The following is a 12,829-nucleotide window of genomic DNA, read 5'->3' on the forward strand; positions in this document are numbered from 1 at the left end:
GGGTGGTCCCTGTCGCTGGGCGGATCAGGCCGCGCGGCCGAACAGCGAGCGGAGCCAGGTGCCGAACGAGCGGTGCGGCAGCCGGGTGCGCGGCTGGTCCGGCTCGGCGCGGCCGGCGTAGCCCGGGGCGTGGTGCCAGGAGTGCTCGGCCGTGGCGACCCGGCCCTCCCGCATGATCCGGACGGTGTGCCCGCCGCAGCCCGGGCAGGTCGGCTTCAGCAGCGGCGAGGGCACCCGGACGCCGTTGGCGTGGTACTCGATCACCGTGTGCCCGTCCCGGGCCACGTGGTGCTCGATCCGGTAGCCCTGCTCCCACCCGTAGCCGCAGCTCAGGCAGGCGAACGAGTACGCCTCACGGACGGTCTCCACCGGCGCGTGCGGCCCGGTCGTGCTCAGCGTGTGGTCCGGGTTCGTCGGACTGCCGATCGTGTCGCTCATGGCCGTCTCCCAGCGCCCGCCGGGCGTTCGCCCGGCTCGGGTCTTTCCATCCCAGGGAATGCCCGGGGCCCGCACTCCGCCAACCGGGTTTCCGAAGCTTGGCTCCGAATTGGGAAGGCCTGTACGACAACCGGGTCAAAGCTTCAACAAGCCATGGCTTTACGGAGTGCTTCCTCCAAGGTACGCGCGTGTCCGGCAGCCCGCGTCAGCTGCCGTGTTTGGCCGCCACCACCGCGTCGAAGACCTCTCGCTTCTGCAGTCCGAGCTCGGCCGCGACCGCGGCGATCGCCTCCTTGCGACGTTCACCCGCCTCTTGCTCCCTCAGGGTGACCAGCCGGGCCAGCTCGGCCGGCGTGTGCTCCTGCGGCGCGGCCGGCGGGGCACCCGCCACCACCACGGTGATCTCGCCCCGGACGCCGTCGGCGGCCCAGGCGGCCAGCTCGGCCAGACCGCCGCGCTTGATCTCCTCGTACGTCTTGGTCAGCTCGCGGCAGACGGCGGCGGGGCGGTCGGCCCCGAAGGCGTCCGCCATCGCGGCCAGCGACTCGGCGATCCGGTGCGGGGCCTCGAAGAACACCATCGTGCGCGGTTCGGCCTTGAGCTCGGCCAGCGTCCGGGCCCGGTCACCGTTCTTCCGGGGCAGGAAGCCCTCGAAGGTGAACCGGTCGACGGGGAGGCCGGACAGTGCCAGGGCGGTGAGCACGGCGGACGGTCCCGGCACGGCGGTGACCTTGATCCCGACCGCCACGGCGGCGTCCACCAGCCGGTAGCCCGGGTCCGAGACGGACGGCATCCCCGCGTCGGTGACCAGCAGCACCCGGGCGCCGTTCTGCAGCGCCTCGACCAGCTCCGGGGTCCGGCCCACCTCGTTGCCCTCGAAGTACGACAGCACCCGGCCGGTCGGGGTCACCCCGAGCGCCTGGGTCAGCCGGCGGAGGCGGCGGGTGTCCTCCGCCGCGATCACGTCGGCGGTGGCCAGCTCGGTGAGCAGCCGGGGCGGCGCGTCCGAGACGTCGCCGATGGGGGTTCCTGCGAGCACGAGTACGCCTGTCACGCACCCATCCTCCCAGCTCTTGGCAGGACGCTCAGCCACGTGAGACCAGGGGTGATCCGTGCGTGGGTGGTCAGGCACTTTCGTAGTGATACCCGCCAGCCACGAACCGTCGCCGTTCCCCGAGCCCCTGCGGGGCTCGACTCACCTGGGCGCGGCAGAAATGGTGAGGAAAGGGGCAGGATCACGGCGAGCCATTGCCTGCTCAGGAGCCGCCCCTACGATGTGGCGGGTGAGCGGCGAAAAGGGCCTTGAGGGGTCGGCTGGCGTAGACCACGTGGAGCGGGGCGGGGCCGTCCTGCTGGACGATGCTGCGCCCGTACCGGCGCCCCGGGCCGCGGATCCCGGGCGGCCGTCGTGGCGGCACGGGCTGGAACGGTTCGGCTACCGGGCGACCGAGCGGGCCGGGACGGCCGAGCGGCTGGTGCCGCCGATGCCGGACGGGCCGGGTGTGACGCCGCGTCGGGTGGCGCCGTCGCCGGTGCTGCTCCGGCTCGGGGTGCGGCTGCCGGATGCGCTGTGGTCCTGGCTGTGCCGCTGGGCGGGCTGGCTCGGGCCGCTCGCGGTGGCGCTGTTCGCCGGGGTGCTGCGGTTCAGCGGTCTGGGCGGACCGCACTCGATGATCTTCGACGAGACGTACTACGCCAAGGACGCCTACTCGCTCTGGCAGGTCGGCTACGAGACCAACTGGCCGGACGACGCCAACGGCAAGATCCTCTCCCCCCAGCAGTCCATCCCGTTCCGGGCCGACCCGTCGTACATCGTCCACCCGCCGGTCGGGAAGTGGATGATCGGCCTGGGCGAGCAGTGGTTCGGGATGAACCCGTTCGGCTGGCGGTTCGTGGTGGCGGTGCTCGGCACCCTCTCGGTGCTGATGATCGCCCGGATCGGGCGCCGGCTGTTCCGCTCCACCCTGCTGGGCTCGGTGGCCGGGCTGCTGCTGGCGGTGGACGGGCTGCACTTCGTGATGAGCCGGTCGGCGCTGCTCGACATGGTGGTGATGTTCTGGTGCCTGGCCGCGTTCGGCTTCCTGCTGCTCGACCGGGACCGGACCAGGGGGCTGATCGCCCGTCGGCTGGAGCAGGGTGCGCCCGGGGACGCCGGCTGGTGGCTCTGCCTGGGCTGGCGGCCCTACCGGCTGGCCGCGACGGTGTGCATCGGGCTGACCGCCGCCACCAAGTGGAGCGGGATGTACATCCTGATCGCGTTCTTCCTGCTCGGCCTCTGCTGGGACTACGGGTCGCGCAGGCTGTCCGGGGTCCGGCTCGCGCCGCTGTACACGATCGGGGACTTCTTCCTGGTCGGGCCGCTGATGGTGGCGGCCTCGGCCTCGGTCTACCTGGTCTCCTGGACCGGCTGGTTCATGTCCGGTACCGAGCCGGGCAAGGGCGGGTACGCCCGGGACTGGGCCCTGCACCGGGAGGGGCTGTCGCCCGAGTCCGTGCTGGGCATCAAGATGCCGTTCCAGTTCGACATGAGCTGGGTGCCGGACGCGCTGCGCAGCCTGTGGCACTACCACGCGACGATGTACGACTTCCACGTCGGCCTGACCAGCCCGCACACCTACCAGTCCAACGCGTGGAGCTGGCTGGTGGTCGGCCGGCCGGTGTCGTTCTTCTACGAGTCGCCGAAGATGGGCCAGTCCGGCTGCCAGGTGGCCGAGTGCGCGAGCGAGGTGCTCGGGATCGGTACGCCGCTGCTCTGGTGGACGGGCCTGGTCGCGCTGCTGTTCTGCCTGTACCGGTGGGCGCTGCGGCGGGACTGGCGGGCGGGCGCGATCCTGCTCGGGCTCGGCGCCGGGTACCTGCCGTGGCTGTACTACCAGGAGCGCACCATCTTCCTGTTCTACGCCGTGGTCTTCGTGCCGTTCCTGGTGCTCGCGGTGACCATGATGATCGGGGCGCTGATCGGGCCCGCGACGGCCTCCCGGGACCGGCGGGTGATCGGCGGTACGGCGGCCGGGCTGCTGGTGCTGCTGGTGATGTGGAACTTCCTCTACTTCCTGCCGATCTACACCGGCCAGACCATCCCGATGGAGGACTGGCGGGCCCGGATGTGGTTCAACAGCTGGATCTGACGCACCGGTCGCCACTGTGTACCAGGTACGTCACAACTGCCCCGGGGATGGCAGGTGCACGGAGTTCCCCCACCTACTGTGGGATGGACCTGCCATGACCACCGGGGGAATTCCGCACCATGAACAAGGGCGCCAAGATAGGCATCGCCACCGTCTGCACGGCACTGGTCGGTGTCGCCGGATTCGGTGCGTACAACGTGTACGACGCGATGACCGGTAACGAAGCCAAGACGCCGAAGGTGCGGACCGTGGTTGCCGAGGCGCCGAGCGCCGACCTGGCCGCGGCCGGGGCCAAGGCGTTCCTGGAGGCCTGGGCCAAGGGTGACCTGGAGGCGGCCGGGGCGCTGACCGACAAGCCGGACACGGCGATCGCCGCCCTGAAGGCGTTCAAGGACAAGGTGAACCCGAGCGCCGTCACGCTGACGCCCGGGGGCACGCCGGCCGCGTCCCCCAGCCCGTCCGCCTCCGCCTCCGCCTCCGCGAAGGCCAGCCCCTCGGCCAGTGCGAGCGCGCCGGTCGGCACCGAGGTGCCGTTGAGCTTCCGGGCCAAGGTGGAGTTCGCCGGGACCGCCAACGCCTGGAACTACGAGGGCCGGCTCGGTCTGGTGAAGATGAGCGACGGCAAGGCCGCCGTGCACTGGACCCCGGGTGTGGTCCACCCGAAGCTGGACACCGGCGAGAGCATCGCGGTGAAGCCGGTCTTCGCCGAGCCCACGATGGTGCTGGACCGCAACGGGAAGCCGCTGAACTTCCCCTCGCTGACCCCGGCCCTGATGGCCAAGTTCAAGCAGAACGCCTCCGGGGCCCCGGAGGACGCCGGGACCGGCGTGGTGATCACCAAGGACGACGGCAGCGGCACACCGGACAAGCTGTTCACGATCACCGACCCGAAGCCGCTGCCCTCGCTGAAGCTGACCCTGGACGGCAAGCTCCAGGCGGAGGCCGAGAAGGCGGTGGCGGCCGCGTCCAAGGGCGGCACCCTGCCGGCCTCGCTGGTCGCGGTCGAGCCCAGCACCGGCAACGTGCTGGCCTTCGCCAACGCCCCGGCCGGCGGGCAGAACCGGGCCTTCCTGGCCGCGATCGCGCCGGGCTCCACCATGAAGGTGATCACGGCGGCCGCGCTGCTGGAGGCCGGGGTCAAGCCGGACGACGTGCTGCCCTGCCCCGCCACCTTGAGCGTGGCGGGACAGACCTTCAAGAACGACTTCACCGAGCCGCACGAGGACTGGAAGTTCTCCCAGGACCTCGCCCAGTCCTGCAACACCGCCCTGATCAAGAAGGGGCTCGAGGTACTCAAGAGCGGCGACATGGAAGCGCTCGCCAAGGACGCCTTCGGCATCGGCCCGACCTGGAAGACCGGCATGCTGCTGGCCCCCGCCAAGGCGCCCGCGCCGTCCGGGGACAACCAGCGCGCCGCCCAGCTGATCGGCCAGGGCAGCATCACCATGAACGCCCTCACCATGGCCTCGATCTCCGCGACCGTGCAGAGCGGCACCTTCCGGCAGCCGATCCTGGTGCCCGGTTCCGAGCAGCAGAAGGCCGACAAGACGCTCTCCCCGGCCACCCTGAAGGGGCTGCAAGCGATGATGAACCTGACCGCCACCAGCGGCACCGCCGCCGGCCCGATGAGCGGTATCACCGCCGGGGCGGGCGCCAAGACCGGTACCGCCCAGGTCAACGGCCAGGCCGACGACAACAGCTGGTTCACCGCCTACCGGGGCAACCTCGCGGTGGCCGCCGAGGTCGGCGGCGGCGGGCACGGCGCCGCGGCCGCCGGGCCGGCGGCCGCGCTGGTGCTCAAGGTCGGCAACGGCTGACGGTGGATCAGGCACCCACCGGGTGCTGACGGCCCGCCGGGCCGGTGGCGAAGGCCCGCAGCAGGTTCTCGGTGACCTGCCGGGTGAACGTCCCGGCCCGGTGGTCCATCCCGTGGTCGGCCCGGCTGCCGCCGGGGCCGTCGGCGTCCAGCGCCTCCACCCAGCGCATGGTCCCGGTGGCGAACACCCCGGCACCGCTCGCCACCGTGCCGTACGCCGACTCGGCCCGGCTGCGGCGGCCGTCGCAGACCACCGGTGAGCGGGAGACGATCTCGATCGGGCCCGCCGCCGGGCGGTCCGTGGGCACCAGGTCGTACTCGACCCCGACCAGGTGCGGGAAGCTGTCGCCCGCCTTGGCCCCCGTGCCGGCGAGCAGCCAGTGACCGGGGTTGCTGACCACGTACGGCGCGTCCACGGGGTAGCCGTCGTAGCTCACCCCGAGCAGGGTGCTCTCCGGGTCGGCGCCGGGCTCGGAGCGGAAGTCGGTGGTGGCGGGGCGCCCGGCCCGGAAGCCGGGGTCGTCGCGGTAGTCGGACTTCCAGCACACCACGGTGCGGTCCGGGCCGAGCGCCGAGGGTTCGTAACGGACCCTGCGGTAGCAGCAGTTGGCGCCCAGGACGGCCAGGTTGGTGCCCGCGTCGCGGGCGGCGGTGACGTGCTGCCGCTGCTCGTTCGACCAGTACTCGTCGTGGCCGAGCGAGATCACCGCCGTTGCCCCGCGCAGGAGTTCGGGTTCGCGGGCCAGGTCCACCCCGGTCGCGTAGCCGAGCGGCAGGCCGAGCCGCTCGGCCAGCGCGATCAGCGGGGCCTCGTAGACCAGGAACAGCCCGGCGCCGTTGTCGTAGCGGTACGGCCGGTCGAAGCTGACCTCCATCGCCCGGGTGCCGTAGCCGCCGGTCGGGCCGTTGTAGAGGCTGTAGCCGCCCCATTCGTTGTACGCCTGCCAGGTCGCCACGGCGTTCACCAGCACGGTCCGTCCCGCGGTCTCCTTCGAGCGGACGGTGACCGGCGTGTAGCGCTGGCCGGGGGCGCCGACCGCGTCCAGCCGGAGCAGGTAGCTGCCCTCGGGCCAGCCGGTGGTGTCGATCGTGGTGGTCCGCGGCCAGTCGGCCCGGACGGTCCTGGTGCCGGCGGCCACGGTGGGTCCGGGGTGGGCCGTGCCGGGCAGCCGGTCGGACTTCCAGACCAGCCGGGCCCGGGCGCCGCCGTACCAGCCCATCCGGTAGGCGGAGACGGTGAAGCCGGGGGCGGTGGTCGACACGTGCAGTCCGAGCGGTTCGCCGGGGAGCACGCCGACCCGGTCGGTGAAGCCCTCGATCGCGCCCGGCGGGCCCGGTGCGGTGACCGCCCAGTCGGCGTTGCCCGGACGGTCGTTCTCGGCCTGGGTCGGCGAGGGGCTCGGCAGTGGCTGTGAGGTGGCGGCCGACTGCTCCGCCGGGGCCCCGGCGCTCCCACAGGCCGTCAGGCCAGCCGCCGCCACGGCCAGACCGAGGAACTGCCGCCGCCCGGTATGTTGCACCATGTCCGCATCGTCCCATGGTGCTGACGGAAAGTCAGAGCTGGACACCCGTCAGTATCGTGGTGAGCCGGTCCCGGGGGCGGGGGTTGGCGGCCAGCCGGGGCCAGATCACCAGCACCGCCGGAAGCGCCAGGTAGCCGAAGCGTCCGGCCGGGGCGAGCGTGAAGGCGACGGTCAGGCCGACCGCCAGCACGTCGCAGGCCGCCACCGCGGAGGTCGGCGGGTAGGCCAGCAGCCAGACCGCCACCCCGAGCGCGCCGAGGCAGAGCAGGGTGAGCGAGATGGTGTGCCCGGTCGGGCCGAACCCGGCCAGCACCTTGCCCGGCAGCGGGCTGCCGGCCGGGGTGTGCACGGCGGTCAGCCCGAGTGGGAAGCGCACCACCTGCTCGCGCAGCACCTGACCCTGGGTCAGCAGGTACGGCAGCACCAGCGCGGTGCTGCCGGCCACCGCGGTCAGGGTGGCGCGGGCGGCCGGGCGGCGGCCGTACAGCCGCCAGAGCAGCAGGGCCGCCACCGGCAGCGCGGGCCAGGCCGTCCACTTGAGGGTGCAGGCGAGCACCAGCACCAGCCCGGCCGGGATCGCCCGGCCCTTGGCGGCCAGCGACAGCGCCAGGCAGCAGACCCCGATCAGCGGCAGGTCGACCCCGCCGACGACCAGCGCGAGGGCGATCAGCGGCGAGGCGGTCAGGGTGGCCAGCGGCAGCGTCGGGGAGGCGGTCAGCCGGGGCCGGAGCAGCCGCCAGCAGGCCAGCAGGCAGGCCAGGAAGGTGACGGCGAACCAGATCCTGGCGTCCCCGAGCACCGTGGCCACCGGCCCGCCGCTGCCGAGCAGCGCCCGGGGCAGCCCGAACACCGCCATGGTCGGCAGGTAGGGGTCGTAGTCGGTGACCACGGTCGGGTCCGGCAGATACGGGCTGCCGGTGTGCAGCAGCAGGCGGGCCGAGCGCTCGACCACCATCACCTCGGACTGGTGCCGGCCGCGCAGCACCAGCAGCACCAGCGGCAGCAGCACGGCGCCGAACACGGCGGCCCCGGCCGCCGCCCTGGCGGCGTACCGACGCGGCAGGGCGAGGCAGAGCAGGCCGGCCAGGGCGTAGGCGGGGGCCGCCACGGTGCCCCAGAAGATCTGGTTCGGCAGGTCGGAGACCAGCGGGAAGGCGGTCGCCCAGCCCGCCGCGACCGCGCAGCCCAGTACCTGGACGGTCCGCCGCTGGGTCGGCCGGAGCCGGCGGGCGGAGCCGGCGGCCGTGCGCTGATCCGGTATCCGGGCGTCCGTCCCCGCGCGGGGTGCCTCGTGCAGGGTGCAGACCGCCTGCTCGGGTGCTCCGGGGGGTCGGGTGGTCGCCATGCTGGAAGGGTAGGGGCTGAGTTGTGTTGTTCCGCCGAAGGAGCGGCAACTGTTATGTGGAGCTGTTGGGCGGACCCGGCACCGGGGCGCCGGTTCAGCTCGTTCGGGTGAACGCGGCGTCAGCCCCGGAACAGGTTCCGGCCGACGTCGGAGGGGACCACGTCCTGCACCGGCACGCTGCCGGGGCCGGGGACCGCCTCGCCCGGGACGGGCTGGTCGGAGGTGCGCTTCAGCAGCACCGCGCCGCCCTCGGACCAGATCCGGGTGTAGCCGTGCGCGAGCAGCAGGCTGATCCGTTCGGCCTGCTCGGTGTCGGTGGCGAACGGGAAGGACCGCTTGTCCGACCTGATCAGCACGTACTCGCGCCCGCGCGGCGTGCCGTCCACCAGCACCACGTCGGCGCGCGCGGTGAGCCGTACCGCCACCTGGTTGTCCGCCTCCACCGACGCGCCGTCAGGGATCAGCGCGGCGCCCCGGAGCAGGGCGGCCAGGCTGCTGTTCGGTGCCCAGTGGGACGGGATCGCCAGCCCGGCCAGGCCGAACGGCACGGCCGCGACCAGCGTCACGCCCGCCGCCGCCAGACCCGCCCGGCGGGCCAGTGCGGCCCGGGGGCGGCCGTCCGCGCAGAGCCGGCCGAGCACCTCCAGGGTGGCGGTCAGCAGCACCGGCCAGAGGAAGACGTCGTAGTGCCGGGCGATCGACCAGTGGTTGGGGTTGCTGGAGAGGATCCGCTCGGCCAGCAGCGGCAGCGCGCACAGCACGGTGGCGGAGCGCAGCGGCAGCGCGAGCGTGGTGCCGAACAGCCAGAGCAGCAGCAGCGGCTTCAGCGGGGCGTCGAACGCGGCCCGGACCAGCAGCAGCGGGTTGCCCAGCACGTTGCGCAGCGCGTCGCCACCGTCGGTGCCGAGCGCGGTGTAGTTCCAGTAGTAGCCGGGCTGGCCGCCCATCGCCGGGATCAGCCAGGCGATCGCCACGGCCGCCGCCAGCGGACCGCCGATCAGCAGGCCGAGGCCGTAGCCGAGCTGCCGCCGGTCCCAGACCGGTCGGCGAGCCCGCAGGATCAGCACCAGCCCGTACGCGCCGACCAGCAGGCCGAGGTCCTCCTTGGTGCCGCAGAGCAGCACCGCCGCCAGCACCACGCCGCCGTACCGGCGGGCCTGACCGCGTTCGAACATCAGCAGCGTCAGGGGCGCGGCGAACGCCACCTCGTGGAAGCCGCCGCGCGAGGCGACCAGCAGCGGCCAGCCGAGACCGTAGGCGACTCCGGCCAGGTCGACCGCCCAGCGGGCGGTGCGCCGGTCCGCCGTCGCGAAGCAGCGGGCGGCGATCCGGCGGGCCAGCGGGACCCCGGCGGCGAACAGCAGGGCCTGGCCGATGATCAGCGAGCGCGGGTCGTCCCAGACCCAGTACAGCGGGGCGAGCAGAGCCAGCACCGGGGAGAAGTGGTCCCCCAGCAGCGAGAAGCCCGGCGGGAACTCGTGGTGGAAGGACTTCAGCGAGGAGACCGGCAGCCCGAGGTGCGCGTACCCGCGCACGCCCTGGTCGAAGATCCCCACGTCGAAGCCGCCCAGCTGGAGGGCGGACCACTGCTGGAACCCGATCGCCCCGCAGACCACGAAGCAGAGCAACGTCGACAGCAGGGTGCGGTGGGTCGCCGACAGCCCGGCCCCCGGGCCGGGCACGGGCAGCAGCCGGGCAGCCAGGGGGCGCGGCCGGTCGACAGGCTGGAGCGTCACATCACGTCATATCTACTTGGCCAGGACGGATTCGGTGGACACCGCCCGGACCGGGATCACCCGGCGGGCGCTGCGCCGAAGCCGGACGGCGGTCAGTCCGAGCATCGCGAGGCCGACCAACGGGTAGAGCGAACTGACGGGTTGCCAGTACGGCTCGATCCCGAGGCCGGCGCGTTTGGGCACGGTCCAGAGTAGATGGGTGCCGAAGACCAGGAGGGTCACCGCCAGCAGGACACGCCAGCGACGGTCCCGCCAGGAGCGGCCGTACCGGCCCCGGACCCGGATCTCCTGGGCCGCCTCGGCACAGAGCAGGATCAGCAGCGGGACGCACCAGACCCAGTGGTGGCTCCAGCTGATCGGCGAGACCAGCGCGCCGGTCAGCGCCACGGTGACCACGGCCCAGGCCTCGGCCCGGCGCAGCCTGGACCTGGCGGCGAGCGCCGCGACCGCGAAGCCCAGCAGGCCGACCAGGCCGGAGAGCGCACTGGCGAACAGACCGGGGTCGTTGGTGGAGAGCAGCCGGGCCACCATGCCCCGGAGCGACTGGTTGTCGACCAGCTCGATCACGCCGACCCGGCGGGAGTCCCAGAGGTACTCGGTCCAGAAGCCGTAGCTGTCGCCCGGCACCACCGCGGTGCCGAGCAGCACCGTGGTGACGAACACCACCACCGACACCCCGGCGGCCCGGATCCGGCCGGTCAGCAGCAGGTAGACGGTGAACACCCCGGGGGTCAGCTTGATGCCGACGGCCAGGCCGATGCCCACGCCCTTGAAGCGGTTGGCGTCCGAGCGGGTCAGGTCCCAGAGCACCAGACAGGCGATCAGCAGGTTGATCTGGCCGTACTGGAAGGTGGTGTAGACGGGCTCCAGGAAGACCCCGAGGCCGACGGCGAGCAGGATCGCCGGGCCGGTGTGGCCGCGCCGGGGCCAGCCGACCAGCCGGAACGAGAGGTGGGCCAGCAGGGCCAGCAGCGCGACGTTCCCCAGCGTCACCAGCACCCGCAGCAGCGAGACGTCGAACCAGGTGCCCGGCACGAACAGCACCGCGGCGAACGGCGGGTAGGTGGCGGCCAGGTCCCAGCCGGGGAGCCGCATCGCGTACAGGTCCTGGCCGCCCGCGACGGCCGCGCCCTCGGCCCGGTAGACCAGCATGTCGACCATGTTGAAGCCGTGGAAGTGCCGGACCACCGCGAAGACCGAGAGCAGCGCCAGCGCGACCAGCGCCGTACTGGCCGTACTGGTCCGCATCAGCGCTCTGAGCCGGTCAGGCATGACGGCTCGCCACCGTCGAGCGGGCAGGCTGACTTCGACGGTGTGACGGCATGGTGAATCCCCCCAGTGGCAAGGCGCGAAGTCGTCCACGCTAGCCGAGCCCGGCAAATCGGACCGTGACTCCCGCCACATCCCGTGTCACAGTGCGGCTCCAGTCCGTCAATTCCCGTTCAGGACGGCCTGCATGACCGACTTGGCGATCGGCGCGGCCAGCCCGCCGCCGGTGACGTCGGTGGCGCTGCTGTCGGCGATCACCACGGCGACGGCCACCGGCGGGACCTGGTTCGAGCCGCTCGGCCTGGCCCAGGAGATGAACCAGGCGTACGGGATGCCGGAGTTGTCGATGCCCTGCTGGGCGGTGCCGGTCTTGCCGCCGACGGTGGCGCCGCCGATCCGGGCGCTCCGGCCGGTGCCGGTCTCCACCACGTCGGTCATCAGCTTCTGCACCTGGCCGGCCACGGTGGGGCTCATCGCCTGCCGGTAGCCGGTGGGCCGCATCACCTGGACCGAACTGCCGTCGCTCTTGGCCAGCTTGTCCACAAGCTGTGGATACATCACGGTGCCGTTGTTGGCGACGCCCGCCGCGACCATCGCCATCACCAGCGGGGTGGCGGCGGTGTCGTACTGGCCGATCGAGGAGAGCGCGACCTGCGAGGCGTTCATCGTCGTGTCGAAGTTGGACCGGGCGGCCCGGACCGGGGTGTCCAGCTTGGCGTCGTTGAAGCCGAAGTTCTGCGCCATCGCGACCATCTTCTCCAGGCCGACCTGGGTGCCGAGGTAACCCATCACGCTGTTGCAGGAGTTGACCATCGCGTCGTCCAGCGACTGGCCGGGGCTGTCGCAGGCGCTGGTGTCGTTGACCAGCTCGGTGGTGGTGCCCGGCATCACGAAGGGGTACGGCGCGGTGGTCGGGGCGTCGATGTCGGTGACCACGCCGTTGGCCAGCGCGGCGGCGGCGGTGACCACCTTGAAGGTGGACCCCGGCGGATAGATCTGACGGAGCGCCCGGTTCAGCATCGGCTGGTTCTTGTCGGCCTGCAGCTTGTTCCAGGCGTCCTGGTCGGCGGTCGAGGAGCCGGCGAAGCTGCCCGGGTCGTAGCTCGGGGTGGAGGCCAGCGCGAGGATCCGGCCGGTGGCGGGCTCGATCGCGGCGACCGCCCCGGTCTGGCTGCCGAGGCCCTTCACCGCGGCCTGCTGGGCGGCCTTGTTCAGCGTGGTGTAGACGTCGCCGCCGGGGTTCTGCTTGCGGGTGATCTCGTCCCAGAGCGCCCAGCTGGCCAGCCGGGAGTCGGTGCCGGAGAGCAGGTCGTCCTCGACGCCCTCGATCTGGGTGTTCCCGTACGTCTGCGAGGAGTAGCCGGTGACCGCCGCCCAGGTCGGCCCGTCGGTGTAGGTGCGCTTGTAGGCGTACCGCCCGCCGGTCGGGGCCGAGCCGGTGACCGGGTCGGCGCCGACCAGGATGTTGCCGCGCGGCTGGGCGTAGCGCTGGATGGTCTCCCGCTGGTTGGCCGGGTTGTCGTCCAGCGACTCGGCCCGGAACACCTGGACGTAGGTGGCCTGGCCCATCAGCG

Annotated in this window: 9 protein-coding genes; 2 read left to right on the forward strand and 7 right to left on the reverse strand. The window is 72.6% G+C overall.

The window, feature by feature from the left end:
* Positions 1–24 precede the first annotated feature (24 nt).
* Positions 25–438 (reverse strand): hypothetical protein, encoded by a 414-nt coding sequence (locus F4556_RS14130; protein WP_184915064.1) that lies wholly within the window; start codon positions 436–438, stop codon positions 25–27.
* Positions 439–643: 205 nt separating this feature from the next.
* Complete coding sequence (rsmI, locus tag F4556_RS14135) at positions 644–1,492, reverse strand: 16S rRNA (cytidine(1402)-2'-O)-methyltransferase (protein ID WP_184915068.1); 849 nt, start codon at positions 1,490–1,492, stop codon at positions 644–646.
* 295 nt (positions 1,493–1,787) lie between these two features.
* Between rsmI and F4556_RS14140 the strand changes: the two genes are divergently transcribed.
* Complete coding sequence (locus F4556_RS14140) at positions 1,788–3,566, forward strand: dolichyl-phosphate-mannose--protein mannosyltransferase (RefSeq protein WP_246511519.1); 1,779 nt, start codon at positions 1,788–1,790, stop codon at positions 3,564–3,566.
* Positions 3,567–3,685: 119 nt separating this feature from the next.
* Positions 3,686–5,383, forward strand: coding sequence for a penicillin-binding transpeptidase domain-containing protein (locus tag F4556_RS14145; RefSeq protein WP_184915072.1), 1,698 nt, complete (start codon positions 3,686–3,688; stop codon positions 5,381–5,383).
* A gap of 7 nt (positions 5,384–5,390) precedes the next feature.
* Here the strand turns inward: F4556_RS14145 and F4556_RS14150 are convergent, their stop codons facing one another.
* From F4556_RS14150 to F4556_RS14170, 5 genes are all read right to left on the reverse strand, one after another.
* Entirely contained in the window at positions 5,391–6,905 is a 1,515-nt protein-coding gene (locus F4556_RS14150) for a N,N-dimethylformamidase beta subunit family domain-containing protein (protein ID WP_221503607.1), read from the reverse strand.
* Positions 6,906–6,936: 31 nt separating this feature from the next.
* Positions 6,937–8,250, reverse strand: coding sequence for a glycosyltransferase family 87 protein (locus tag F4556_RS14155; protein WP_184915075.1), 1,314 nt, complete (start codon positions 8,248–8,250; stop codon positions 6,937–6,939).
* A gap of 119 nt (positions 8,251–8,369) precedes the next feature.
* Positions 8,370–9,986 (reverse strand): DUF2079 domain-containing protein, encoded by a 1,617-nt coding sequence (locus F4556_RS14160; protein WP_184915077.1) that lies wholly within the window; start codon positions 9,984–9,986, stop codon positions 8,370–8,372.
* Between the two features lie 12 nt (positions 9,987–9,998).
* Positions 9,999–11,258: a glycosyltransferase 87 family protein gene (locus tag F4556_RS14165; protein ID WP_184915080.1), complete on the reverse strand. Its 1,260-nt coding sequence runs from the start codon at positions 11,256–11,258 to the stop codon at positions 9,999–10,001.
* 159 nt (positions 11,259–11,417) lie between these two features.
* Positions 11,418–12,824, reverse strand: a complete 1,407-nt coding sequence (locus F4556_RS14170; RefSeq protein ID WP_184924598.1) for a penicillin-binding transpeptidase domain-containing protein — start codon at positions 12,822–12,824, stop codon at positions 11,418–11,420.
* Positions 12,825–12,829: the final 5 nt, after the last annotated feature.

The organism is Kitasatospora gansuensis (assembly GCF_014203705.1).
In the GTDB taxonomy this organism is placed as follows: domain Bacteria; phylum Actinomycetota; class Actinomycetes; order Streptomycetales; family Streptomycetaceae; genus Kitasatospora; species Kitasatospora gansuensis.